25 protein-coding genes and 1 other RNA gene are annotated in these 24,890 nt (G+C 67.4%); 12 read left to right on the top strand and 14 right to left on the bottom strand.

From position 1 onward, the window contains the following. The first annotated feature begins 1 nt into the window (after position 1). Together PT85_RS15930 and gshA are read left to right on the top strand one after the other, a co-directional pair. Positions 2-391 (top strand): PaaI family thioesterase, encoded by a 390-nt coding sequence (locus tag PT85_RS15930; RefSeq protein ID WP_051587370.1) that lies wholly within the window; start codon positions 2-4, stop codon positions 389-391. A 104-nt stretch (positions 392-495) separates the two neighbouring features. Beyond that, the gene (gene gshA / locus PT85_RS15925) at positions 496-2,079 is read left to right on the top strand and encodes a glutamate--cysteine ligase (RefSeq protein WP_039607191.1); all 1,584 of its coding nucleotides are present in this window, start codon (positions 496-498) and stop codon (positions 2,077-2,079) included. Between the two features lie 90 nt (positions 2,080-2,169). Here the strand turns inward: gshA and argA are convergent, their stop codons facing one another. The 4 genes from argA to PT85_RS15905 form a co-directional block, all read right to left on the bottom strand. Beyond that, positions 2,170-3,474: an amino-acid N-acetyltransferase gene (gene argA, locus PT85_RS15920; protein WP_027589956.1), complete on the bottom strand. Its 1,305-nt coding sequence runs from the start codon at positions 3,472-3,474 to the stop codon at positions 2,170-2,172. Between the two features lie 30 nt (positions 3,475-3,504). Beyond that, the gene (gene argE / locus PT85_RS15915) at positions 3,505-4,656 is read right to left on the bottom strand and encodes an acetylornithine deacetylase (protein ID WP_039607190.1); all 1,152 of its coding nucleotides are present in this window, start codon (positions 4,654-4,656) and stop codon (positions 3,505-3,507) included. 83 nt (positions 4,657-4,739) lie between these two features. Beyond that, a complete protein-coding gene (locus PT85_RS15910; protein WP_039607189.1) occupies positions 4,740-6,005 on the bottom strand; it encodes an inorganic phosphate transporter in 1,266 nt (421 codons plus the stop codon). 39 nt (positions 6,006-6,044) lie between these two features. Beyond that, the gene (locus PT85_RS15905; protein ID WP_039607188.1) at positions 6,045-6,722 is read right to left on the bottom strand and encodes a TIGR00153 family protein; all 678 of its coding nucleotides are present in this window, start codon (positions 6,720-6,722) and stop codon (positions 6,045-6,047) included. Positions 6,723-6,873: 151 nt separating this feature from the next. Here PT85_RS15905 and PT85_RS15900 point away from each other — a divergent pair, with 151 nt between their 5' ends. Both PT85_RS15900 and PT85_RS15895 read left to right on the top strand, forming a co-directional pair. Further along, entirely contained in the window at positions 6,874-8,244 is a 1,371-nt protein-coding gene (locus PT85_RS15900; protein ID WP_039607187.1) for a CYTH domain-containing protein, read from the top strand. Between the two features lie 166 nt (positions 8,245-8,410). After that, complete coding sequence (locus tag PT85_RS15895) at positions 8,411-10,174, top strand: GspE/PulE family protein (RefSeq protein ID WP_039607186.1); 1,764 nt, start codon at positions 8,411-8,413, stop codon at positions 10,172-10,174. A 123-nt stretch (positions 10,175-10,297) separates the two neighbouring features. Here PT85_RS15895 and PT85_RS15890 read toward each other — a convergent pair whose 3' ends face one another. Continuing rightward, positions 10,298-11,008 (bottom strand): murein L,D-transpeptidase catalytic domain family protein, encoded by a 711-nt coding sequence (locus tag PT85_RS15890; protein ID WP_039607185.1) that lies wholly within the window; start codon positions 11,006-11,008, stop codon positions 10,298-10,300. A 179-nt stretch (positions 11,009-11,187) separates the two neighbouring features. Between PT85_RS15890 and PT85_RS15885 the strand changes: the two genes are divergently transcribed. Continuing rightward, entirely contained in the window at positions 11,188-12,765 is a 1,578-nt protein-coding gene (locus PT85_RS15885; RefSeq protein ID WP_052237729.1) for a L,D-transpeptidase family protein, read from the top strand. Positions 12,766-12,811: 46 nt separating this feature from the next. Beyond that, complete coding sequence (locus tag PT85_RS15880) at positions 12,812-13,111, top strand: DUF2388 domain-containing protein (protein WP_027590158.1); 300 nt, start codon at positions 12,812-12,814, stop codon at positions 13,109-13,111. Positions 13,112-13,250: 139 nt separating this feature from the next. Here the strand turns inward: PT85_RS15880 and gcvH are convergent, their stop codons facing one another. The 4 genes from gcvH to PT85_RS15860 form a co-directional block, all read right to left on the bottom strand. Then, positions 13,251-13,634 (bottom strand): glycine cleavage system protein GcvH, encoded by a 384-nt coding sequence (gene gcvH / locus PT85_RS15875; RefSeq protein ID WP_039607184.1) that lies wholly within the window; start codon positions 13,632-13,634, stop codon positions 13,251-13,253. A 34-nt stretch (positions 13,635-13,668) separates the two neighbouring features. Beyond that, on the bottom strand, positions 13,669-14,748 hold the full coding sequence (gene gcvT, locus PT85_RS15870; protein WP_027590156.1) for a glycine cleavage system aminomethyltransferase GcvT: 1,080 nt from the start codon (positions 14,746-14,748) through the stop codon (positions 13,669-13,671). Positions 14,749-14,900: 152 nt separating this feature from the next. Further along, positions 14,901-16,511, bottom strand: a complete 1,611-nt coding sequence (locus tag PT85_RS15865; RefSeq protein WP_039607183.1) for an ABC transporter permease — start codon at positions 16,509-16,511, stop codon at positions 14,901-14,903. 107 nt (positions 16,512-16,618) lie between these two features. Continuing rightward, positions 16,619-17,620 carry an extracellular solute-binding protein gene (locus PT85_RS15860; RefSeq protein WP_039607182.1) on the bottom strand — a complete coding sequence of 334 codons (1,002 nt, stop codon included), beginning with the start codon at positions 17,618-17,620 and terminating at the stop codon, positions 16,619-16,621. A gap of 180 nt (positions 17,621-17,800) precedes the next feature. Between PT85_RS15860 and PT85_RS15855 the strand changes: the two genes are divergently transcribed. After that, positions 17,801-18,283, top strand: coding sequence for a hypothetical protein (locus tag PT85_RS15855; RefSeq protein WP_027590153.1), 483 nt, complete (start codon positions 17,801-17,803; stop codon positions 18,281-18,283). A 3-nt stretch (positions 18,284-18,286) separates the two neighbouring features. On the opposite strand, the gene PT85_RS15850 is transcribed toward PT85_RS15855, so the two are convergent. The 4 genes from PT85_RS15850 to PT85_RS15835 are packed head-to-tail and all read right to left on the bottom strand — an operon-like array spanning position 18,287 to position 22,591. Beyond that, positions 18,287-19,504, bottom strand: coding sequence for a 2-octaprenyl-3-methyl-6-methoxy-1,4-benzoquinol hydroxylase (locus tag PT85_RS15850; protein WP_039607181.1), 1,218 nt, complete (start codon positions 19,502-19,504; stop codon positions 18,287-18,289). 12 nt (positions 19,505-19,516) lie between these two features. Continuing rightward, on the bottom strand, positions 19,517-20,701 hold the full coding sequence (gene ubiH, locus PT85_RS15845; RefSeq protein ID WP_027590993.1) for a 2-octaprenyl-6-methoxyphenyl hydroxylase: 1,185 nt from the start codon (positions 20,699-20,701) through the stop codon (positions 19,517-19,519). Beyond that, positions 20,701-22,032: a Xaa-Pro aminopeptidase gene (gene pepP / locus PT85_RS15840; RefSeq protein ID WP_039607180.1), complete on the bottom strand. Its 1,332-nt coding sequence runs from the start codon at positions 22,030-22,032 to the stop codon at positions 20,701-20,703. Before pepP ends, ubiH begins: the two co-directional genes overlap by 1 nt. A 13-nt stretch (positions 22,033-22,045) precedes the next feature. After that, positions 22,046-22,591 (bottom strand): UPF0149 family protein, encoded by a 546-nt coding sequence (locus PT85_RS15835; RefSeq protein ID WP_039607179.1) that lies wholly within the window; start codon positions 22,589-22,591, stop codon positions 22,046-22,048. Between the two features lie 166 nt (positions 22,592-22,757). Here PT85_RS15835 and PT85_RS15830 point away from each other — a divergent pair, with 166 nt between their 5' ends. From PT85_RS15830 to PT85_RS15820, 4 genes are all read left to right on the top strand, one after another. Continuing rightward, a complete protein-coding gene (locus tag PT85_RS15830; RefSeq protein ID WP_027590990.1) occupies positions 22,758-22,967 on the top strand; it encodes a TIGR02449 family protein in 210 nt (69 codons plus the stop codon). Beyond that, on the top strand, positions 22,964-23,260 hold the full coding sequence (locus PT85_RS15825; RefSeq protein WP_027590989.1) for a cell division protein ZapA: 297 nt from the start codon (positions 22,964-22,966) through the stop codon (positions 23,258-23,260). The genes PT85_RS15830 and PT85_RS15825 overlap by 4 nt, the downstream gene beginning before the upstream one ends. A gap of 31 nt (positions 23,261-23,291) precedes the next feature. Continuing rightward, positions 23,292-23,469: non-coding RNA, 6S RNA (ssrS, locus tag PT85_RS17595), on the top strand. Between the two features lie 64 nt (positions 23,470-23,533). Further along, positions 23,534-24,175, top strand: coding sequence for a 5-formyltetrahydrofolate cyclo-ligase (locus tag PT85_RS15820; protein ID WP_039607178.1), 642 nt, complete (start codon positions 23,534-23,536; stop codon positions 24,173-24,175). Here the strand turns inward: PT85_RS15820 and PT85_RS18375 are convergent. After that, entirely contained in the window at positions 24,172-24,303 is a 132-nt protein-coding gene (locus PT85_RS18375; RefSeq protein WP_256214752.1) for a hypothetical protein, read from the bottom strand. The two genes, PT85_RS15820 and PT85_RS18375, sit on opposite strands and share 4 nt — an antisense overlap. A gap of 136 nt (positions 24,304-24,439) precedes the next feature. On the opposite strand from PT85_RS18375, the gene PT85_RS15810 reads away from it, so the two are divergent. Then, positions 24,440-24,889, top strand: coding sequence for an EVE domain-containing protein (locus PT85_RS15810; RefSeq protein WP_027590988.1), 450 nt, complete (start codon positions 24,440-24,442; stop codon positions 24,887-24,889). The last annotated feature ends 1 nt before the right edge of the window (position 24,890 follow it).

Here is a 24,890-nt window from a genome sequence, read left to right as displayed (position 1 = left end):
CGTGAGCCTGCAAGACGAAGCCATCGGCAAGAGCAGCGCCTTCGGGCGCCTGCTGGGCCTGGAAATCATCACGGTGGAGAAGGGCGAGGCGCTGCTGCGCCTGAACATGCACGACGGGCTGCGCAACCTGCACGGCAAGCTGCACGGCGGCGCGCTGTTCTCGCTGATCGACACCACCATGGGCCAGGCCAGCCACAGCCTGAACGACGGGGTACCGAACACGGTCACCCTGGAGTGCAAGGTGAATTACATCCGCAGCGTGAGCGACGGCGAGCTGGTCTGCCGCGCCTGGGTGGTGCATGCCGGTCGGCGCACCCAGGTCATCGAAGCGGACGTGCACCAGAACGACAAGCTGGTGGCCAAGGCGCAGGCCACCTTCGCCTGCCTGTAACCTTTTCCCGTTCGGCGGCCTGTTTGCGCGGGCCGCCGCGCTCTTGTAGTCGCGAAGGTCCAACCTCATATTGGGTCGATCTTCGCGCGTAGGAATTCAGAACATTGAGCGATCTACTCACCCGTCGCCTGGCCCTGCTGGGCGAGCCGGCGCATCTGCCCCTGCTCGGCCAGGCGCTGCACGGCATCGAACGCGAGACCCTGCGGGTCGATGAACAGGGCCAGCTGGCGCTCACGCCGCACCCGGCGGCACTGGGCTCGGCCCTGACCCACGACCGGATCACCACCGACTATTCCGAAGCGCTGCTGGAATTCATCACCGGCACCAGCACCGATCCGGCGCAGACCCTTGACGAGCTGGAACGTATCCATCGCTTCACCTGCGGCAAGCTGGACTGTGAGTACCTGTGGAGCGCCTCCATGCCCGGCCCGCTGCCGGCCGAGGAAGACATCCCGATCGCCCGCTACGGCAGCTCGCACACGGGTCGCCTGAAGTACGTCTACCGCAAGGGCCTGGCCCTGCGCTACGGCAAGACCATGCAGTGCATCGCCGGCATCCACTACAACTACTCGCTGCCCGAGGCGCTGTGGACCCTGCTGCGGACCGCCGAGAACGACAGCCGCGACGCCCGCGACTACCAGTCGGCACGTTACATCGGCCTGATCCGCAATTTCCGCCGCTACAGCTGGCTGCTGATGTACCTGTTCGGCGCCTCGCCGGCGCTGGATGCCAACTTCCTGCGCGGGCGCAACCACCAGTTGCAGCAGCTGGACGCCGACACCCTGTACCTGCCCTGGGCCACCAGCCTGCGCATGAGCGACCTGGGCTACCAGAACAGCGCCCAGGCCGGCATGACGCCCTGCTACAACGACCTGGCCAGCTACACCGAGAGCCTGCTGAACGCCGTGTCCACGCCCTACCCGGCGTATGCAGCGATCGGCACCCGGCGTGACGGCGAATGGCTGCAACTGAACACCAACCTGCTGCAGATCGAAAACGAGTACTACTCCAGCATCCGCCCCAAGCGCGTCACCGCTCCCGGCGAACGCCCGCTGCAGGCCCTGCTGGCGCGCGGCGTGCAGTACGTGGAGGTACGCTGCCTGGACATCGACCCGTTCCTGCCGCTGGGCATCGATCTGACCGAGGCGCTGTTCCTCGACACCTTCCTGCTCTATTGCGCGCTGCAGGACAGCCCGCTCTTGATGGATGGCGAGTGCGGCCGCTGCACCGCCAACTTCCTGAAGACCGCCACCGAAGGACGCCGTCCCGGTCTGCAGCTGCAGAACGGCAAGCAGTCCGTGGAGCTGCGCCAGTGGGCGACTGAGCTGCTGCAGGACATGCGTCCGGTCGCCGAGCTGCTCGACCACGCACGCGGCGGCCAGGGCCACGTCAACGCCCTGCAGGCCCAACAGGCCAAGGTGGAGGATGCCGAGCGCACGCCATCGGCGCGGGTTCTGGCGGCCTTGCGCGAGCGTGGCGAAAGCCACACCGCGTTCGCCCGCCGGCAGAGCCACGCGCATGCGCAAACGCTGCTCGCCGCGCCCCTGGCGACGGACGAGCAGGCACGCTTCGAAAGCCTGGCGCGCGAGTCGCTGCTGGCCCAGCAACGCATCGAGGCAGCGGACGAAGGCGATTTCGACAGCTTCGTCGCGGCCTATCAGGCGAGCCTGCTGAATATCGCCCACTGACGTGCGTGGCCGTGCCGGGCGTGTGGGCGGTCAGCGCTGTTCTGGCCGCCACGGTGGCCAACGCATAGCGTTGACCACCCTAGGTTCCGGCTACGGATTCAACGGCTTTTCGAACACCTTCGACTGGCGCTGGTAGTTGTACAGCGAGGCGCGCGCGGCCGGCAGGCGTTCCACGCCGCTGGCCTTGAAGCCGCGTTCCTGGAACCAGTGCGCGGTGCGGGTGGTGAGCACGAACAGGGTTTTGAGCCCCAGGGCACGGGCGCGGTCCTCGATGCGCTCGAGCAGCGCATCGCCGCGATGACCATGGCGGTAGTCGGGATGCACGGCCAGGCAGGCCAGCTCGCCCCAGTCGGAGTCCGGCACCGGATACAGCGCGGCGCAGGCGATGATCAATCCGTCGCGCTCCACCACGCTGAACTGGCCGATCTCGCGCTCCAGCACTTCCCGCGAACGCCGCACCAGAATGCCCTGCTCCTCCAGCGGGCGGATCAGCTCCAGCAGGCCACCAACATCCGCGATGGTCGCCTCGCGCAGCGACTCGAACTGTTCCTGGTCGATCAGCGTGCCGCTGCCGTCGCGGGTGAACAGCTCGTTAAGCAACGCGCCGTCCTGGGCGTAGCTGACCATGTGGCAGCGCTTCACCCCGCCCCGACAGGCGCTCGCGGCGGCCTTGAGCAGGCTGGCCTGGTCGCTGGCGCCGAGGCGCAGCAGATGCTGCGGCACCTGCTGGGGACGCAGCTCGCGAATCAGGCGGCCACTGTCATCCAGCAGTCCCTGTTCGGCGCCGAACAGCAGCAGCTTGTCGGCGCCCAGCTCCACGGCGGCCCGGGTGGCCACGTCCTCGCAGGCCAGGTTGAAGATTTCACCGGTAGGCGAGTAACCGAGCGAGGACAGCAGCACGATGCTGCGCTCGTCCAGTTGGCGACCGACGCCCTTGCGGTCGATGCGGCGTACCTCACCGGTGTGCTGGTAGTCGACGCCGTCCAGCACGCCGATCGGTCGCGCGGTGACGAAGTTGCCGCCGGTCACCCGCAGGCGGGCGCCCTGCATGGGCGAAGCGGCCATGTCCATGGACAGCCGCGCCTCGATGGCGATGCGCAGTTGGCCGACCGCGTCGATCACGCACTCCAGGGTGGGCTGGTCGGTGATGCGCAGATCCTTGTGGAAACGCGGCGTCAGCCCGCGCTGCGCCAGACGCGCCTCGATCTGCGGCCGCGAGCCGTGCACCAGCACCAGGCGCACACCGAGGCTGTGCAGCAGCACCAGGTCGTGGACGATGTTGCCGAAGTTGGCGTGCTCGACGGCATCGCCCGGCAGCATGACCACGAAGGTGCGCTCACGGTGCGCGTTGATGTAGGGCGAGGAATTGCGGAGCCAGCTGACGTAGTCGTGCATGAAGGATGGGACCTGTCGAATGGGGCGTGATCAGGTGGACGGTTGCAGGCAATAGTGCTCGATCAGCCGGCGCAGCAGGTGCACGGTCGGCTCGATGCGCTCCAGGGCCAGGTATTCGTCCGGCTGGTGGGCGCAGGCGATATCGCCGGGGCCGAGCACCAGGGTCTGACAACCGAGCTGTTGAAGATACGGCGCCTCGGTGCCGAACGCCACCGCCTCGGCCGCATGTCCGGTGAGTCGCTCGGCCAGGCGCACCAGCTCGCTGTCCGCGGACTCCTCGAAGGGCGGCACCTCCGGAAACAGCGGCGCGAAGTCCATGCGCACCTGGTGCCGCTCGGCCACTGGCCGCAGCCGCTCGCGGATCGCTGCGCGCAGACTGTCGGCGTGCATGCCCGGCAGGGGCCGCAGGTCGAATTCCAGTGCGCAGCGACCGCAGATGCGATTGGGGTTGTCGCCGCCGTGGATGCAACCCAGGTTGAGCGTCGGCACTGCGACCCGGAACAGCGGGTTGTGGAAGTCGCGCTGCCACTCGGCACGCAGCACCAGCAGCTCGCCGATGGCCGCGTGCATGGCCTCCAGTGCGCTGTGGCCAAGGCTGGGATCGGAGCTGTGGCCGCTCTGGCCGGTGATGTCCAGCCGCTCCATCATCACGCCTTTGTGCAGGCGGATGGGCTTGAGGCCGGTCGGCTCGCCGATCACCGCCGCGCGTCCCAGCGGCCGGCCGGCCTCGGCCAGGGCGCGGGCGCCGCTCATGGAGCTTTCCTCGTCGCAGGTGGCGAGAATCAGCAGCGGCTGGCGGAACGGTCGGTCGAGCAGACCGCGCACGGCCTCGATGACCAGCGGGAAGAAGCCCTTCATGTCGCAGGCGCCCAGGCCGTACCAGCGGCCGTCGCGCTCGGCCAGCCGCCAGGGATCGCTGCGCCAGAGAGCCGGATCGCAAGGCACGGTGTCGCTGTGCCCGGCCAGCACCAACCCGCCGGGACCGCTGCCGCGACTGGCCAGCAGGTTGAACTTGCCGGGCTGCACCTGCTGGACGTCGCAATGAAAGCCCAACGCGCCGAGCCAGCTTTCCAGCAGGACGATGACCTCGCGGTTGGACTGATCAAGGGACGGCTGAGTGCAGCTCACCGAGGGCGCGGCGATCAGCGCGGCGAGTTGCTGCTGGAGCGAGGGAAGGGGCATCGGCCATCTCCGTGCGTGCGATCAAGCCCGGAGTGAAGCACGAAAGACGCCATGCCGGCGAGGCATGGCGCCTGTGCGGGCGATCAGGTGAAGATCGCGCGGAAGATCAGGAAGAACAGGATCGAGAACGCCGCACCCACCGGCAGGGTCACCAGCCAGGAAGTGAAGATCTTGCCGATCACGCCCAGGTTCAGGGCGCCGATGCCACGGGCGATGCCGATACCCAGCACCGCACCCACCAAGGTGTGGGTGGTGGAGATCGGCAGGCCGAGGGCTGAGGCGGCCACCACGGTCGTCGCGGTGGCCAGCTCGGCGGCAAAGCCGCGGCTGGGGGTCAGCTCGGTGATGCCCTTGCCGATGGTGGCGATCACGCGCCAGCCATAGGTGGCCAGCCCGATCACGATACCCACGGCGCCCAGCAGCAGCACCCAGCCCGGCACCGCGGACTTGGCGCCGATCAGCATGTCGCCACCGGCCTGGATAGCGCCGACCACGGCGGCCAGCGGACCGACCGCGTTGGCCACGTCGTTGGCGCCATGGGCGAAGGCCATCGAGCAGGCGGTGAAGATCATCAGCACCGCGAAGACCTTCTCGACGCTGGCGTAGTGGAAGGTCTTGTCGGCTTCTTCATCGACCTTGATGCGGCTGAGCAAGGCGATACCGATCAGCGCCACCAGCAGGCCGACGCCGATGGAGAGCAGCATGCTTTCGGCGGACGACAGGTTGATGCCGACGTGCTTGAGGCCCTTGCTGAAGGTCATGATCGAGACCATGAAGCCGGTCAGGAACATGTACACCGGCACGTAGCGCTTGGCCTTCTCGAACGGGTTGTCGGTGTTCATGATCAGCGCCTGCACGCTCATGAACAGGCCGAAGGCGATGACGCCGGACATGAAGGGCGTCACCACCCAGCTGGCGACGATCGGGCCGATGGCCCCCCAGTTCACCGCGTCGACCGACACGCCGACGGCGCCGAAACCAATCACCGCACCCACGATGGAGTGGGTGGTGGACACCGGCCAGCCCTTCACCGAGGCGATCATCAGCCAGGCGCCGGCGGCCAGCAGCGAGGACATCATGCCGAGGATGAACAGGTCAGGCGGAATCTGGGTGGCGTCGAGAATGCCGTTCTTGATGGTTTCGGTCACCTCACCGCCGGCGAAGTAGGCCCCGCAGAACTCGAAGACCATGGCGATGAGGATCGCCTGCTTGATGGTCAGTGCACGGGAGCCGACCGAAGTACCCATGGCGTTGGCCACGTCGTTGGCGCCCACCCCCCAGGCCATGAAAAAACCGAACGCGCAGGCGAGCACCAGCAGCACGAAGCCGTAGTCCGCGACAAGAGACATAACGAATTACCTGTAGATACCTAAAAAGGACGCTGGCGCTTAGCGCGCCAGCAGTTGTTCCAGACGATTGCCGACACGCTCGGCACGGTCGGCGACATCCCCGACCCACTCGATGATCTTGTACATGAACATCACATCGACGGGCGGAAGGTCCTTTTCCAGGGCGTACAGCGCGCGCCGAATGGTGATCTGCATGCGATCGGTGTCGCGCTCGATCTCCTCGAGTTCCTCGACCATCTTCTCGACCAGCGCCACCTCGCGGCCGCTGAAGCCGGTCTCGAGCAGCGAATCCAGCTCCTTGAGCGCCTTGAGCGCCTGGGCGCTGGCTTCGACGCAGCGGCTGACATAGTTCAGCATCGGCGCCTGCAGCGGCTGCGGGATGACCATGGTGCGGCCGAGCATCAGTCCGGCGATGTCCTTGGCGCGGTTGGGAATCTTGTCCTGCACGCTGAGCAGGTCGAGCAGGTCCGAACGCGGCACCGGCAGGAACAGGCTCTTGGGCAGGTGCTGGCGCACGTCCTTCTTGAGCTTGTCGGCCTCGTTTTCCATCCGGGCCATGTCCTTCTGGAGCTGTTCGACACGCTCCCAATCCTCGGCGATCACCGCCTGGAAGAAGGGGACCAGTTGGGCCGCGCATTCGTGCGCCTTGGCCATATGCTGCTGCATGGGGCCGATGGGCGAACGCCCGAACAGGCTGACGAAGGGGTTGGTTGGCATAGGGGGGACCCTGTTTGAAAGATGCCGGATTATAAAAGGCGCTTCGCACGGCAGGCCAGTTCGTGTCATCGCTCTGAAACAATTTCGCGCCCGCGGCACCCGGCGACCGCCCAGCCCGTACAATGCACGCCACCTTTGCGAGACTCCTTTCATGAACAAAGAAACCGAAATCAAACTGCGCACCAGCCGCGCCACCCTGGCGGCCTTGCGCGACCATCCGATGCTGGCCGGGCGCAGCCGCAGCGGCTGGCAGCGCGTCGAGCTGTACAACCAGTATTACGACACCGCCAACCGGGACTTGGCTCACGCGCGGGTCGCACTGCGCTTGCGCCGCGACGGCGAGCAGTTCATCCAGACCCTGAAGAGCCGCGGCCAGAGCGTGGCCGGGCTGTCCGAGCGCAACGAATGGGACTGGTACCTGCTACGCCCCGAGCTGGACCCTGCGCTGCTCGGCGACGACTGCTGGCCGGCCAGCCTGGCCGAGCTGGACAAGGCCAGCCTGCAACCGCTGTTCACCACCGACTTCGTGCGCGAGAAGGCCGACATCGGCTGGGGTGAAGGCGAGGAGGAGGTGCTGATCGAGGCCGCCCTGGACCTCGGCAAGGTGCTGGCCGACGGCCGCGAAGAGGAGATCTGCGAGCTGGAGCTGGAGCTGCGCAAGGGCCGACCCGAGGCGCTGCTGGAGCTGGCCATGGGTCTGGCGACCGACCTGCCGCTGGTGCCCTGCGACATCAGCAAGGCCGAGCGCGGCTACCGGTTGTTCGATACCGGCAGCTACAGCCTGAGCCTGCCGGCGCCGACGCTGCACGCCGAACAGCCGCTGGACGAGGTGTTCGCGGCGCTGGCCTGGCACCTGCTGGGCAGCAGCCAGCGGCTGGCCGAGCAGTACCGCTTCACCGGCCACTGGAAACTGCTGGAGCAGTGGCTGCAGCAACTGATCGACCTGCGCGCGCTGCTTAGCAGCCTCGGCCAGGCCGCGCCCCGGGTCAGCAGCCACGCGCTACGCGAAGCGCTGGACGCGCTGCTCGCCGAGTGGCGCCCGCGCGTCGTCGCCGGACAGCTCGACGAAGCGGCGCGCCAAGTCGCGCCGCAGCAGTTCGCCGCCGAGCTGGACGACACCCGCTGGGGTCTGTTCTCGCTGCAACTGGCGCACTGGCTGCTCGCGCGCAGCTGGACCCAACAACGCAACCCGCGCGGCACGCGTGCCGGCGCGGCGGCCATCGGCCGCTGGCTGACCCAGTTCCTGCACGAGGAGATCGGCGCCCTGCCGCTGGAGAACTACCAGCGCCAACCGAGCGAGCTACCCGAGCAGCTGCCGCGCCTGGAACGCATGCTGGTCTGGCTGCGCCTGGCGCGCGGCGTACTGGAGGTGACCGAGGCCGATCGCCTGTACGGCGAGCTGCACAAGCTGCATGAGCTGGCGCTGCAACCGGTGGGCGTTGACGACGAGACCACTTTGCCGGCCCGCGCCGAGCAGGCCAAGCGCGTGTGGATGCTCAAGGCCTGGAAGGCGCTTAAATAGCGGACAGCCGCCCGCTTTTCGTGGGAGCGGACAAGTCCGCTCCCACAGGTCCCGCGTCGAACCCTGTTTGATGTGCCGCGCTACGCGCGGACTGTGCAAGGGCGCACCGCCCGGTTCACGGCGAATCGCTAACCTGCCGAACCATCGTTATCAGCAGGAGCCGCCCATGTCCGCTTCCACCCCGCCCGCTGCCGACCGCTGGCTGGAGCTCGGCGGCCTGCTGCGCGAGCTGGTCGCCAGTGGCCGCCTCACCCAGGACGGCGCCGAGCAGTGCCTGGCGCGCCGGGGCGCTGCCACAGGGCGCCAACACCCGCTGGAAGTCATCGCCGCCCAGCAACTGGATGACCTCGCCCACCCCGGCCGCGCGCTGGACCTGGAAACCCTCACCCAGTGGCTGGCCGAGCAGGCCGGCCAGCCCTACCTGCGCATCGATCCGCTGAAGATCGATGTCGCCGCCGTCGTGCCGCTGATGTCCCATGCCTTCGCTCAGCGCCACCGCATTCTCGCCGTGGCGGCGGACGGCGAGGCGGTGACCATCGCCAGCGCCGAGCCCCACGTGCACGGCTGGGAAGCCGACCTGCGCCATGTGCTCAAACGGCCCTTGCGCCGGGTGATCGCCAATCCAGCGGACATCCAGCGCTACACCCAGGAGTTCTACCGTCTGGCGCGCTCGGTGAGCGGCGCGGCCAGCCTGGACCAGAAGATCAGCGGCATCGGCAACTTCGAGCAACTGCTCAGCCTCGGTGCCAGCGACCAGGAGCCGGACGCCAACGACGCGCACATCGTCAACATCGTCGACTGGCTGTTCCAGTACGCCTACCAGCAGCGCGCCAGCGACATCCACATCGAGCCGCGCCGCGAGCAGGGCACGGTGCGCTTTCGCATCGACGGGGTGCTGCACACCGTCTACCAGCTGCCGCCGCAGGTGACCCTGGCGGTGATCAGCCGCCTGAAGAGCCTCGGCCGGCTGAACGTGGCGGAAAAGCGCAAGCCCCAGGACGGCCGCATCAAGACCCGCACCCCGGAGGGCGGCGAGGTGGAGCTGCGGCTGTCCACGCTACCGACCGCGTTCGGCGAGAAGATGGTGATGCGCATCTTCGACCCCGAAGTGCTGCTCAAGAGCTTCGATCAACTGGGCTTTTCCCCGGACGACCTGCAGCGCTGGCAGGCCATGACCCGCCAGCCCCACGGCATCATCCTGGTCACCGGCCCCACCGGCTCGGGCAAGACCACCACGCTGTACACCACCCTCAAGCAGCTGGCCACGCCGCAGGTGAACGTCTGCACGCTGGAAGACCCGATCGAGATGATCGAGCCGACCTTCAATCAGATGCAGGTGCAACCGCAGATCGACCTGGGCTTTGCCAGCGGCGTGCGCGCGCTGATGCGCCAGGATCCGGACATCATCATGATCGGCGAGATCCGCGATCTGGAAACCGCCGAGATGGCCATCCAGGCGGCGCTCACCGGGCACCTGGTGCTGTCCAGCCTGCACACCAACGACGCGCCCAGCGCCATCACCCGCCTGCTGGAGCTGGGCGTGCCGCACTACCTGCTCAAGGCCACCCTGCTGGGCGTGATGGCGCAACGCCTGGTACGCACCCTGTGCCCGCACTGCAAGGCGCCGGCGCAGATTGCGCCGGCGGACTGGCAGGCGCTGACCCGGCCGTGGAGCGCAGCGCCCCCCGGTGGCGCCCAGCGCGCCGTGGGCTGCGCGGAATGCCGCGACACCGGCTACCGGGGCCGCGCCGGGGTGTACGAAATCCTGCAACTGAGCGATGCGCTCAAGCCGCTGATCAACCCGGACATGGACCTCAACGCCCTGCGCCACGCCGCCTTCAAGGACGGCATGCGCAGCCTGCGCCTGTCCGGCGCGCAGAAGATCGCCGCCGGACTCACCACCGTGGAAGAGGTGCTGCGGGTGACGTAGCCGGGCGACATCGCAGGAGTGGCGTAGGCGGTTGGCGCCTTTTCGGCAGCCATAGTGCACAGGGCCTGGCTTCGTGCCCGCCCTTTCGGCGGCCAGAAAAGCGCTGTCCGACCTACATCTGCCTCAACCGTCCGTGCGCTGGCCGAGGATGCTGGCCACCCGCTCCGGCTCGCAGTTCAGGTAGGCGGAACTCTGCAGCCATTGTTGGTCCGGGTACCAGGCAAACAGGTACTGGCCGCCCTTGAGGCTGTCCACCACCATGCGCCCGACCTCCGGGCGTACCGCCGGGCAGCCCTGGCTGCGGCCGATGCGTCCCTGGGTGGCGATCCACTGCGGGTTCACATAGTCGGCGGGGTGAATGACGATGGCGCGCTCGCGGGCCCGATCGTTGATGCCCGGCTCCAGGCCGTCCATGCGCAGCGAATAGCCGTGCTTGCCCCGGTAACTCTCCGCGGTGCGGAACAGCCCCAGGCTCGATTGGTGACTGCCGACCCGGTTGGAGAACGCGGTTGCCTCGTTGGCGCCCGACTTGTTGCCATGGGCGACGTAGTCCTTGAGCAGCAGGCGCTTGCTGCGCAGATCGAAGATCCACAGCCGCCGCTCGCTGGAGGGCAGCGAGAAGTCGATCACCGCCAGGCGGTCGGCAGCCTCGGCGCCATGATTGACGGCGCACTGCATGGCCGAAAGGGCATGGGCCAGGACCTGCTTGTTGAGTTTCGGGGCGCTGCGCGACAGCTCGTCGGCCAGCGGCGTGGAGGGAACCGCCGCCAGCAGCGGCATACCGGGCAAACAAAGCCCGGCGGCGAGCAGTAGCGCTCGTCGCAGAAGGGTCATGGGCGAAGGCCTCGTGGTTACGACTCCAGACGTCCTGTCTCGTAGCGGCGGTAGCCTGCCTATACTTTTCGCGAACTCTTGTAGTGGGCGCCACCGTGTGGGCTGGCGGCGTCCTTGAAGGTATCCGGAGTGCTGGTTTGTATAAAAAACGCGCAGCATTGTACTTGAGCACCTGGCTGATGGCGGCTCCGCTTGTCGCGTGGGGTGCTCAAGACATCATCAGCGTCGGGCCGCCGCTTCGCCAGGCGCTGGAGCAGTCGCTGTGCCCGGTCCCCGTCGAGCCGCAGGCTCGTCAGCGACTGGAAGTCTTCTATGCCTTTCTCGGTCATCAGCCACAGTGGCAGGCCGCCAGCCGCCGCGACGATCTGGCCCGCCAGCTGGAAGCGCTGGTCGACGATGGTCTTGACCCCGCCGAGTACCTGCCGGTTCGCTCGCCGGACTCGGCAAGCGACACGCTGCAACAGGCCTGCCTTGAACTGCGCATCAGCCATGCCTATCTGCTTGCGCTGCAACACCTGAGCGAGGGCCGCCTGGCGCACACCGGACTGGATCCCTTCTGGCGCCTAGAACCCAAGATTGACAGGCAGGCCAGCCTGCTGAGCCTGGCCGTGCGCGGCCTGGACGACCTGCCTGGCGCGTTCGACGCGGCACGCCCTGACCTGCCGCAATACCGGGCGCTGCGTGATCACTACGTCCGCTTGCGCAGCCAGCCTCTAGCCGAATTCGAGCCGCTACCGAGCGGTCCGTTGCTGCGTCCGGGACGCACGGATGCGCGCACCCCGCTGCTGCGGCGTAGCCTGCACCGCGCCGGTTACCTGCCCGAGCCGCTCGCCCCGTCCGGCAGCGATCCGCTGCGCCACGATGCCGAACTGGCCGCCGCGCTGGCGCGCTTCCAGCAACAGCATGGCTTGAAGGACGACGGCATCCTCGGCCCGGCGACCCTGGCCGAGCTGAACATCGGTCCCGCGCAGCGCCGCGCCCAGGTGCGGGTCAACCTGGAGCGCTGGCGCTGGCTGTCCGGCGACATGGAAGCCAACCTGCTGGTGGTGGACATCGCCGGCGGGCGCCTGCTGCTCTATCGCGAGGGTCTGCTGACCTGGGAAACGCGTACCCAGGTGGGCCGCGCGGACCGTCCGACCCCGCAACTCAAGTCGCGCATCGAGCGCCTGACCCTGAACCCGACCTGGACGGTGCCGCCCACCATCCTGCGCGAGGACAAGCTGCCGGAGATTCGCCGCGACCTCGGCTTCCTCGCCCGGCACCAGATGACCGTCCTCGATCACCAGGGGCGCCGCCTGAACCCTGCCAGCGTGGACTGGTCCCGTCCGCGCGGCATTCTGCTGCGCCAGGCGGCCGGCCCCAGCAATCCGCTCGGCAAGGTGGCGCTGCGCTTCGACAACCCCTTCTCCGTGTACCTGCACGACACGCCCAGCCAGCGACTGTTCGCCGAGGCACAGCGCACCTTCAGTTCCGGCTGCGTGCGGGTGGAGCACGCGCTGGGCCTGGTCGATCTGCTGCTGGTTGAAGGCGAGCACGAGCGGGTCAACCGCCTGCTGAGCGGCGGGCGCACCCACGAGTACCGTCTGGCGCGCCCCATGCCGATTCTCATGGCCTACTGGACCGCCGAGGTGGACAACGAGGGTCGATTGCGCTTTCGCCCCGACCTCTACCATCGGGATGCCGCGCTGCAGCAGGCCCTGGTGGAACGTGACCCTGCGCCGGGGCAGCGGAACTCCGCCGCCACTGCGCGCTTCTGAACTGCATCGGGACAGCCTTGCCCCCTTTCGTTCAGGAGTTGCCGCCATGCGTTCCGTCACCGCACTGTTCTGTGCCTCACTGCTGGTTGCGCCAGGTCTGACCCTGGCCAGGGATGCCAGCGACTATGCCACTTCGGCAGGGATCTCCGCCTCGCTGTACTCGACCTTCAAGGACGACAAACTGGTGGTCGCGGCCAGGGAGGATGCCGGCGCCTTCGTCGCGAGCGCAGGCTCGGTACGCGGCGCCTACCTGGAAGCGGCGTTGCGGCACCTGCGCGACACCCGCCCGGAACTCGCGGCTCACAGCGACCTGCAGCTGGCCGAGGCGCTGCTCGCGCAGGAATAGGAAATGGGGAGCCGCCCCACTCCGGCGGCCGGCGTAAAGCCGGCCCTGCTGGAGAAGCTGCGAGCCTCACACGAGTGCGCGGGAGCGCACCGTGTGGGGGGCGAGGCGCGTCAGCCGGCCCCAAGGGACTGGAATGGACTCAGGCGCTGGCAACCTGTTGGTAGCCGGCGGCGTCCAGCAGCTTGTCCAGCTCGGCGCTGTCGGTCGGGCGTAACTGGTAGAACCAGCTGCCATAAGGTTCGCTGTTGATCAGTTCCGGGCTGTCCACCAGGGCGCCGTTCACCGCCACTACCTCGCCGCCCACCGGCGCATAGATGTCCGAGGCAGCCTTCACCGACTCCACCACCCCGGCCTGCTCCCCGGCCTGCAGGACGCGACCGATTTCCGGCAGTTCGACATACACCACATCGCCCAGCGCCTCCTGGGCATGGTCGGTGATGCCCACGGTGACGATGCCGTCGTTCTCCAGGCGTGCCCACTCATGAGTGGCGGCATATCGCAGATCGGCGGGGATTTGGCTCATGTCGGTTCCTCTCTTGTTGGATGTCGCCAGGCATTCAGATCAGGATGCGGCCGTGGCGTACGAAGGGCGGGTTGACTACCCGCACAGGATGCCACTTGCCGCGAATTTCCACTTCGGCGCGCTCGCCGGCGGCCATCGGCAGGCGGGCCAGCGCGATGGATTTGCCCACCGTCGGTGCAAAGCTCCCGCTGGTGATCTCACCTTCGCCGATGCCCTCCACGCGCACCGCCTGATGGGCGCGCAGCACGCCACGTTCTTCCAGCACCAGGCCAACCAGCTTGCGCGCCACACCGAGGTCGCGCTCGGCTTCCAGCGCGGCGCGGCCGATGAAATCGCGTCCCGGCGTCCAGGCCACGCTCCAGGCCAGGTTGCTGACCAGCGGCGAGACACTCTCGTCCATGTCCTGGCCATACAACCCCAGGCCGGCTTCCAGGCGCAGGGTATCGCGGGCACCCAGCCCGATGGGCGCGATGCCGGCCCCCACCAGGTCGTTGAAGAAATCCGCCGCGTCGCTGGCCGGCAGCATGACTTCCAGACCGTCCTCGCCGGTGTAGCCGGTGCGCGCGATGAACCAGCCGTTTTCCTCCAGTCCCTGGAAGGGCTTGAGTTCCTTGATCAGCGCGGCGCGGGCAATGGTCACCTGGGCGCTGAGCCGGGCGCGCGCATCGGGACCCTGCACGGCGAGGATAGCCAGGTCACTGCGCTCGCGCAGTTGCACCGCGAAACTGGCGGCCTGCTGGCGCAGCCAGCTGGCCAGGCGCTGACGGGTGGCGGCATTGCTGACCAGCCGATAACCGTCGACGGTCAGGTAGACCAGCAGATCGTCGACAATCCCGCCCTGTTCGTTCAGCACCACGCTGTACAGTGCACTGCCCGGCGCATCGAGACGTGCCACATCGTTGGCCAGCAGGCGCCGCAGAAACGCCTGGGCCTGGGCACCGGTCACGTCCACCACGCACAGATGGGACACATCGAACACGCCGCATTCGCGACGCACCTGATGGTGCTCCTCCACCTGGGAACCGTAGTGCAGCGGCATCTCCCAACCGCTGAAATCAATCATCTTGGCCCCGAGGGCCAGATGCAGGTCGTACAGAGGCGTACGTTCACCCATGGGTCTCTCCTTGCAGACGTGACTCCGCGACGGGCGCGGCTGCGTCGAATGGCGCGCATTGTAGCCGCCCGGTCTTACGAAAGCACGACAAGGGGTCCGACCGGCACGGCGGCCAGACAAGACCCTGGCCGGTGGCGGAAAGTTCCGCAGACTCAGCGCCGGGCGGAGCGGCGGATCAGCAGAATCACCGGCAGCAGGCCGACCGCCACCAGGGTCAGCGCCGGCAACGCGGCGCGCGCCCACTCGCCTTCACTGGTCATCTCGAAGATGCGCACGGCCAGGGTGTCCCAGCCGAACGGGCGCATCAGCAGGGTGGCGGGCATTTCCTTGAGCACGTCGACGAACACCAGCAGCGCCGCGCTCAGCACGCCGGGCAGCAGCAGCGGCAGGTAGACCTTGAAGAACAACGCCGGTCCGCCGACACCGAGGCTGCGCGAGGCTTCCGGCAGCGATGGACGGATGCGCGCCAGGCTGCTTTCCAGCGGCCCGTAGCCGACGGTCAGGAAGCGGATCAGGTAGGCGACCAGCAGGGCACCGAGGCTGCCGAGCAGCAACGGCTTGCCGGCGCCCCCCAGCCAGGCGGACAGCGGCACCACGATGTGGGTGTCCAGGTAGCTGAAGGCGAGCATGATGGACACCGCCAGCACCGCGCCGGGCAACGCGTAGCCGAGGTTGGCCACGCCCACGCCGGAGCGGATCGCCCGGGTCGGAGCCTGGCGCCGAGCGAAGGCCAGCAGCAGCGCCACCGCAACGATGATCAGCGCCGCCATGCCGCCCAGGTAGAGGGTGTGCAGGATCAGGGCGGCGTAGCGCTCGTCCAGATCGAAACGCCCGCGCTGCCAGAACCACACCAGCAGTTGCAGCAGCGGAATGACGAAGGCGCAGAGGAACACCAGGGTGCACCAGCCGCTGGCCAGTGCTGCCTTCCAGCCGCTCAGCCGGTACAGCGCCTTGCCGCGCGGACGCTCACTGGCCGGACGGCTGGCGCCGCGAGCGCGCCGCTCGCCATACAGCACCAGCATCACCGCCAGCAGCAGCAGGCTGGCCAGCTGGGTGGCGCCGGTCAGGCTGTAGAAGCCGTACCAGGTCTTGTAGATGGCGGTGGTGAAGGTGTCGAAATTGAACACCGCGACGGCGCCGAAGTCCGCCAGCGTTTCCATGATCGCCAGCGCCAGGCCGGCGCCGATCGCCGGCCAGGCCATCGGCAATGCCACCCGCCAGAAGGCCTGCCAGGGTGACTGTCCCAGCACGCGGGCAGCCTCCATGAGACCCTTGCCCTGGGCCAGGAAGGCCGAGCGCGCCAGCAGGTAGACATAGGGATAGAACACCAGCACCAGCACCAGGATCACGCCACCGGTGGAACGCACACGGGGGAAACGGATGCCGCTGCCGAACCAGTCACGGGCCAGGCTTTGCACGGGGCCGGAGAAATCGAACAGGCCGATGAACACGAACGCCAGCACGTAGGCGGGGATCGCGAACGGCAGCATCAGCGCCCAGTCCAGCCACTTGCGACCGGGAAACTCGCAGAGCGCAGTGAGCCAGGCCAGGCTCACTCCCAGCACGGTCACGCCGACACCGACACCCAGCACCAGGATCCCGGTATTGCCGATCAGTCGGGCCATCTGGGTTTCCCACAGGTGGTTCCAGATCTCGCCGTCCACTTCATGCCAGCTGAACAGCAGGATGCTCAGCGGCAGCAGGACCAGGGCGGCCACGCTGAACACTACGGGGTACCAACGGCGCTGGATCGGATGAGACACGCGCGAACTCCTGGCGGCTCGGAAACGACGACGCCCCGGACGGAGCGGGGCGCGCAAGTTAAACAGTGGCAATGGGCCGGTGGCAACCGGCCCGTTGCGCGCTGGACTCAGCGCCAGCCCACCCGATCCATCAGACGAATGGCCTCGGCCTGACGCTTGCCGGCCACTTCCACCGGGATGGTGTCGGCCTTGAAGCTGCCCCAGCTGGCCACTTCTTCGGAGACCGGTGCCTTCGGGTTGGCCGGAAATTCCTTGTTGGCGCCGGCAAAGATGGCTTGCGCCGTTTCACCGGTCATCCATTCCACCAGCTTGCGGGCGCCTTCCGGGTTCGGCGCGTACTTGGTCAGGCCGATGCCGGAGAGGTTGACGTGTACGCCACGGTCGTTCTGGTTCGGCCAAAACAGGCGCACCTTCAGGTCCGGGTTCTGCGCATGCAGGCGACCGAAGTAGTAGGTGTTGACGATACCCACGTCGCACTGGCCGGCGTCGATGGCGTTGATCACCGAGTTGTCGTCGGAGAACACGTCGGTAGCCAGGTTGTTGACCCAGCCGGTGAGGATCTGCTCGGTCTTCTTCGCGCCGTGGGTTTCCAGCAGGGTGGCGGTCAGCGACTGGTTGTACACCTTCTTGCTGGTGCGCAGGCACAGGCGGCCTTCCCAGTTCTCGTCGGCCAGCGCCTCATAAGTGCTCAGCTCGCCCGGCTTGACCCGCTCGGTGGAGTAGACAATGGTCCGCGCGCGCAGCGACAGGCCGGTCCAGGCACCACTGGAAGCGCGGTACTGGGGCGGGATGTTGGCGGCCACCCAATCGGACTTGAGCGGCTGCAGGATGCCCATCTGCTCGGCCTGCCAGAGGTTGCCGGCATCCACGGTGAGCAACAGGTCGGCCGGCGTGTTGGCGCCTTCGGCCTTGATGCGCGCCATGAGAGGAGCTTCCTTGTCGGTGATGAACTTGACCTTCACACCGGTTTCCTGGGTGTAGGCGTCGAACACCGGCTTGATCAACTCGTCGATGCGCGAGGAGTAGACCACCACATCCTCGGCGGCCTGGGCCTGACCGATCCAGACACCCAGCGCCAGGGTGGCAAACAGCGCGTTACTGACCCGCATGGCAATGCCTCTCGTTTTGGTAGGAAATTGCCCCAGATGATAGTGACTATCACTTATCACCACAACGCGCGGTTTCGCCGCAGGTAAATACCACTCGCGTGGTGCGGATATTGCAGTCGGCCCCGCCCCGCGTCAGCGGTTCGCCGACGCCCCTTTTGTTTCCTGCAGTAAGGCTGTCCCTTGCAACATTCTGTTATTCGCGCCGCCTGCGCGCTCATCGCCCTGGGCGCACTGGGCGCCGAGGCTCAGGCTTCCCATGTGCTGAGCCTTCACTACGGCCCCTACGTTCACCACTGGAAGCCGGATCCCCTTCACAATGACACGCCCGACCTGTTCGGCCTGGAGGTGGAAAATCCAGACCGCTGGCTGGCCGGAGCCATGTGGTTCCACAACTCCTACCATCAGCCCAGCCAGTACTTTTACGTGGGCCGGCGCTGGTCGTTCGACGAGCAGGTGCCTGGCCTCTACGCCAAGCTGACCGCCGGCCCACTGCTGGGCTACAAGGGCGAGTACGAGGACAAGATCCCGGTCAACCGGGACGGCGTTGGCGTCGGCGTGATTCCGGCGCTCGGCTATCAGTACCGGCGCGTCAGTGCCCAGTTTGCGATCCTGGGCACCGCCGGTTACATGATCACCTTCGGCAGCGATCTGCTGAGCTGGTAAGGCTCAGCCCCGCGCCAGCTCCGGCAGGTCGCCGTCCAGGCCCAGGGCCTGACGCACGAACAGCGACTTGAGCAGATGATGACGGTCGGCCAGACGCAGACCGGCGTTGCGCAGCCAGCGCAGCGCCGGCAAGTCGGCCTGGAACAGCCGCTCGAAGCCTTCCATGGACGCCATCATCGCCAGGTTGTAGGGCATGCGCCGGCGCTCGAAGCGGGCCAGCACGCGCTCGCTGTGCAGGGCTTCGCCTCGCGCCCGCGCCTTGAGCAACTCCTCGGCCAGCACGCCGGCATCCAGGAATCCCAGGTTCACGCCCTGTCCGGCCAGGGGATGAATGACGTGCGCGGCGTCACCGATCAAGGCCAGCCCCGGCGCGATGTAACGCTTGGCGTGACGCTGGCGCAGCGGGATGCAGACACGCGGATCGACCTCCAGCACCTCGCCCAGGCGGTACTCGAACGCCTTGCCCAACTCTTCACGGAAGGCCGGCTCGTCCAGCACCATCAGCCGCTCGGCCTCGCCCGGGGTGCACGACCAGACGATCGAGCACCAGTGGCGGTCGCCGTCGCGGTCCAGCGGCAGGAAGGCCAGCGGGCCGTCGTCGGTGAAGCGTTGCCAGGCGGTCAGTCCGTGCTCGTCGGCGCAACGCACACTGGTGACGATGGCGTGGTGGAAATAGTCCCACTCGCGGGTCTGGCAACCGGCCATGCGGCGCACCGCCGAATTGGCGCCATCGGCGGCCACCAGCAGCGGCGCCTGCAGTTCGCGCCCATCGGCCAGGCTCACCCGCCAGCCGGCCTCGCCCTGCTGCAGGCGCTCGACCCGCGCCTGGCCGAGCAGCCGCACCGGGCCGTCGCGCAGGCAGTCGAGCAGGGCATCCTGCACCACGCGGTTCTCGACGATGTGCCCGAGCACTTCGGCATGCACGCTGGCGGCCGAGAAGCGAATCTGACCCGTCCCCGAACCGTCCCACACGTGCATGTGCGCGTAGGGACTGCAGCGCCGCGCGCGGATGCCCGGCCAGGCGCCGAGACGTTCCAGCAGGTTCTGGCTGGCTGCCGACAGGGCGCTGACACGCGGCTCGAACGGGGCCGCCGGATCGAAAGGCCGGGGCTCGAGCGGGGCGCCATCCACCAGCAGGATGTCCAGCCCGCTGCCCTTCAAGGCCAGTGCCAGGGCGCTGCCGACCATGCCGGCGCCCACGATGATGATGTCCGCGTGCATGTCAGTCCCTCGTTAAATGATGCGGGCGCCCAGGCCCATGGCCTGCCGGGCGAACCAGTGCTTGGCCGGCGGCAGCAGGTCCAGGCCGAGCAATCCCAGATGGCGGGCCTGATCCAGCAGCGGCAGGTTGGTGCCGAACAGGCGGGTCAGGCGGTCGGAGAAGCCGATGGTCAGGTCCTGATCGAACCGCTGGCGCTCCTGGTAGCGCGTCAGGGTGGCCAGGTCGCCCAGTGCTTCCTCGCTTTCCAGCAGGGTCTCGGCCAGCGCCACGGCATCGCGCAGGCACAGGTTGAAGCCCTGACCGGCGATCGGATGCAGGCTGTGCACCGCATTGCCCAGCACCACCAGGTGCGGGCGCACCTGCTCACGGGCCTCGACCAGCGCCAGCGGATACAGGTGCCGGGCGCCAACGTGTTGGAAGCGCCCCAGGCGGTAGCCGAAAGCCTGCTGCAGCTCGTCGAGGAACGCGGGCTCGGGCAGCACCTGCAGGCGTTCGGCTTCCTGCGGGTCGCGGGTCCAGACCAGCACGCAGCGGTTGTCGAGGAACGGCAGCAGGGCCATCGGCCCCTGGGCGGTGAAGCGCTCGAAGGCTTCGCCACCATGGGGCAGGCTCGGCGTAACGTTGGCGATCAGCGCGCTCTGCCCGTAGGGGCGGCGCTCGACGCCAATGCCCAGCCGCTCGCGCAGCCCGGAGCGCCCGCCGTCGGCCAGTACCGCCAGGTCGCAGTCCAGGCACGCGCCATCCTTGAGTTGCAGCCGGTAGCCGTCAGGCAGCGCCTGCAGGTCGGTGACTTCCGCCGGGCAGCGCCAACTGACGACCTCGGGGTCGAGCGCCTGCCACAGGCAATGCCCGAGCCAGGCGTTCTCAGCCACATAGCCAAGGGCCGGCACGCGCTCGTCAGCGGCATGCATGCGGGTGGCGCCGAAACGCTCCCGCTCGGAAACATGGATGTGCAGGATCGGCTCTGCCCGCAGGGCCAGCCGCTGCCACAGGCCCAGCCGCTCGAAGATCAGCCGGCTGCCATAGGCCAGCGCCGAGGAGCGGGCGTCGTAACTGGGCTGATAGCTGTCGCCGGGCGCAAAGGGTTCGATCATCACGATGCGCCAGCCGCGCGCCCGCGCGCCGTCCTGCAGGGCCAGGGCCAGGCTGGCGCCGACCAGGCCTCCGCCGATGATCGCCAGCTCGACCCGTTCCATCAGGCGTGCTCCCGGTTTCCGGCCATCAGGGCCTCGATCTCGGCGACCGACTTGGGCACGTCGCCGGTGAGAATCTCGCAACCACTGGCGGTGACCACCACGTCATCCTCGATGCGCACACCGATGCCGCGCCAGCGGGGCTCGACCTGCTCGTTGTCCGGTGCGATATAGATGCCCGGCTCGACCGTCATGCACATGCCCGGCTCCAGCTCGCGCCATACGCCATTGACCTTGTAGTCGCCGACGTCGTGCACATCCATACCCAGCCAATGTCCGGCGCGGTGCATGTAGAAGGGCTTGTAGGCTTCGCGTTCGATCAGCGCATCCACCTCGCCCTGCAGCAGCCCCAGCTCGACCAGGCCGGCGGTGATCACCCGCACGGTGGCCTCGTGCGCATCGTTCCAGCGCTTGCCGGGGGCGATGTGCCGGAAGGCTTCCAGATTGGCCTTGAGGACCAGCTCATAGATGGCCTTCTGTTCCGACGTGAAGCGCCCGCTGACCGGGAAGGTGCGGGTGATGTCACTGGCGTAGCAGTCGATCTCGCAACCGGCGTCGATCAGCACCAGGTCGCCGTCGTTCAGCAGGGCGTCGTTCTCACGGTAGTGCAGGATGCAGGCGTTGCGCCCGGCGGCCACGATGGAACCGTAGGCCGGCAGACGCGCACCGCCCTTGCGGAATGCGTAATCCAGTTCGGCTTCCAGGTGGTATTCGTACAGCCCGGCGCGGCTGGCCTGCATGGCGCGCACATGGGCGCGGGCGGAGACCTGCGCGGCGTAACGCATGACCGCCAGCTCCGCTTCGGACTTGCGCAGGCGCAGCGGATGCAGCAGCGGCGCCAGGGCCACGAACTCGCTTGGCGCCGTCACCCCCTGGCGCACCTTGGCGCGCACGCGGTTGACCCAGCCCATGACCTGCTGGTCGAAGCTGTCCTGCTGGCCGACGGCGTAGTAGACCCGGCGCCGGCTCTCCATCAGCGACGGCAGGAGCTCATCAATGGCCCGGATGGAAAAGGCATCGTCCGCACCGTGGTCGCGCACCGCGCCGTCCTGGCCGGCGCGCCGGCCATCCCAGAGCTCGCGTTCCGGATCGCGGTCGCGGCAGAACAGGATGTACTGCCCCTCATCGCGTCCCGGGATCAGCACCAGCACCGCCTCCGGCTCGGGGAAGCCGCTGAGGTACTGGAAATCGCTGTCCTGCCGATAGGTGTGCTCGACGTCGCTGTTGCGCAGCTGCAGCGGGGCCGCCGGCAGGATGGCGATGCTGCCGGGTTCCATGCGCGCCATCAGCGCGGCGCGACGGCGGGCGTATTCGTCTTGCGGGATGCGGATCATCGGCAGGTTCCGGTCAGTGCAGGGAGGGTTTGGCGGCAGGCGCATCGCGTCCGACGAACATCAGCAGCAGCGGGGCCAGACGCACGTATTCCATGACTTCCATATAGTCGCTCTCGCCGTCCTCGGACTCGTCGAGCGCGCTCTGCACCTGGGCAATGGCGGCCAGGTCCTGGAGCACTTCCATGGCCTCGGCGGACAGCGCCTGTTCGCGCGGCGCCAGACCGAAGCCGGAGAGGAACCCCTGGCACCATTGCCCCAGCGCGCTGGCCCGCTCGGCCAGCGGCGCGTCGTCGCCGGGCAGCAGCAGCACCATGGAAAACTCCTCGCTGGTCAGTTCCTCCTTGACCATTGCCTGCAGGCCCAGCAGCGCCTGGCGCACGTTGTCCTGCGGCTCGCTGCCGAGCAGCTCGCGGGCGTCTTCCAGCCAGCCGTCGGCCTCGAACCCCAGGCCCGCGCAACCGCGGCCAACCAGCAGGCCGTGCAGTTCGGCGGGGGAAACGGAATAGCCCGAGGAGGCGAGCAGGGTAGCGAAGGCGGCGTAGGGCGAGGTACTGGACATGACGACTCTGGGCGGGAAACAGAAGGCTCCGTATCCTAGCAGCCCGAGGCGGGCAAGGCAGCCCTGGCGCACTGCGCCGTGACATCACGGCGCCGTCACGCACGGCGTTTGACCCCCTTGCGTCCTCCTCCCTATAGTCGGAGCCCCGTTGCCTCCCCGAGCCCTCATGGAAAACACCGAACTGCAGCGCCTGGCAGCGAAACTCGACGAGCTGCTCGAGCATTACGAACGTCTCAAAGCCCAGAACCGGCTGTTGCTGGCCAATGAAAGGGCCTGGCGCGAAGAACGCGCCCAATTGATCGAGAAGAACGAACTGGCTCGCCAGAAGGTCGAAGCGATGATTTCCCGCCTCAAGGCCCTGGAGCAGGACTCATGACCCCATCCACCACTGTCACCGTCACCATCCTCGACAAGGAATACTGCATCGCCTGCCCGAGCGATGCCCGCGCCAGCCTGGAAAACGCCGCACGCTTCCTGGACGGCAAGATGCGCGAGATCCGCCTGAGCGGGAAGGTCATCGGCTCCGAGCGCGTCGCGGTCATGGCCGCGCTGAACATCGCTCATGATCTGCAGCGCCTGCAGCAGCAGCAACAACAGCAGGACAGCCTGGCCCGCGAGCAGGTACGCGAACTGCTGGACCGGGTGGATACCGCCCTGGGCAGTGAGTGACTTGAGGGAAAAACGGCGTATACTCCCGGACAACTCCCTGGTGTGTGCGCCAGTTGGCACGTCCCTCTCCCGATAAGCAAAACTTCTGGAGGCCGTACGTGCAGCCCGTGTGCATATCCGCTCGACGGAGAGCCTTAAGGTTGCCGGCGGTCGCCACCTTGAACTCTCGGGTTCAAGGGTCACGCCGACAGCGGCATGCCGGGGAGTCGAATTCCATACCGCTGGCCCGGAGCATCCGCGCCGGCGGTTTTCATTTCAGGGCCGCCTCTCGCCATGATCCAGCGTGACGACCTTTCGCGCACCGAACTGCGCCGCCTGCTGCGCCAGCGGCGCCGCCAGCTGACCCCACTCGAGCAACGCCGCGCCGCGCGCGACCTCTACCGCCATTTGAGCCACCATCCGCTGTTTCGCCGAGCCCGGCATGTGGCCCTGTATCTGGCCAACGATGGCGAAATCGATCCCGCCTTGCTGTTGCGCGAAGCCCAGCGACGCGGCAAGGCGACCTACCTGCCGGTACTCAACCCCTGGCCGCGCACCCGCATGGTGTTCCAGCGTCTGCGCAAGGGCGAGAAACTGCGACCCAATCGTTTCGGCATTCCCGAGCCACACTTCTGCCGCGCACGGCAACGCAAGGCCTGGACCCTGGATCTGATCTGCCTGCCACTGGTGGGTTTTGATGAGCGGGGCGGACGCCTTGGCATGGGCGGCGGTTTCTACGACCGCAGCCTGGCGTATCTCGACCTGCGCAAAAATTGGCACAAGCCGACACTGATGGGCATGGCCCATCAGTGTCAGCAAGTGGATCATCTGGCGCTGGCCAGCTGGGATGTTCCCCTGCAGGCCACGGTGACCGACAGAGGCTGGTATTGCGCAGAGGCCGGCCGAGCCGGCCCGGAAACCGCGCAGCGCGCTTAGCGCTGCGACGTGGTGGGAGGCGCCTCGGCCTGGCGCTCCCAGAGACCCTGGGTATAGCCGGTAGTAACCATGCCCAGGCTGAACACAATAACCAGTACCCACAACAAATCGGGTTTTTGCCGTCTCATTGCCTTGTCTTCCCCTACAGACAACTTCAAGAATGCCGGTGGCTGTTTTTGTAGTAGGACGCTCGGTGAACTGAACGTCCGCTGACCTGCCGGCTCCAATGCCCGCGACTCGGACCAAAAGAGGAAGGCAAAGTTCATGCCGTACTGGCTGATGAAATCCGAACCCGACGAACTGTCCAGCGCGGACCTATCACGTCTCGGCGAAGCGCGCTGGGACGGGGTTCGCAATTACCAGGCACGAAACTTCCTGCGCGCAATGCAACCGGGTGATCTCTTCCTGTTCTACCACTCCAGCTGCCCACGTCCGGGCGTGGCCGGCATCGGCCGCATCCTCGGCACGAGTTACCCGGACCCCACCGCGCTCCAACCGGAAAGCCACTATTTTGACATCAAGGCAACTTCCCAGCGGAACCCCTGGAGCGCCGTTGACGTCGGCCATGTGGAAACCTTCGATCGTGTCATCGAACTGCCGCGCCTGAAGACCGAGCCGGCGCTGGCCGACCTGCCGCTGGTGCAGAAGGGCAGCCGCCTTTCGGTGATGCCAGTGACACCGGCGCAATGGGAGGCCATCCTGGCGCTGCGTTGAG

The sequence above is a fragment of the Pseudomonas flexibilis genome (genome assembly GCF_000806415.1).
In the GTDB taxonomy this organism is placed as follows: Bacteria; Pseudomonadota; Gammaproteobacteria; order Pseudomonadales; family Pseudomonadaceae; genus Serpens; species Serpens flexibilis.
The sequence above is the reverse complement of the archived record's forward strand: the minus strand, read 5'-3'. Positions and strand labels throughout refer to the sequence as shown.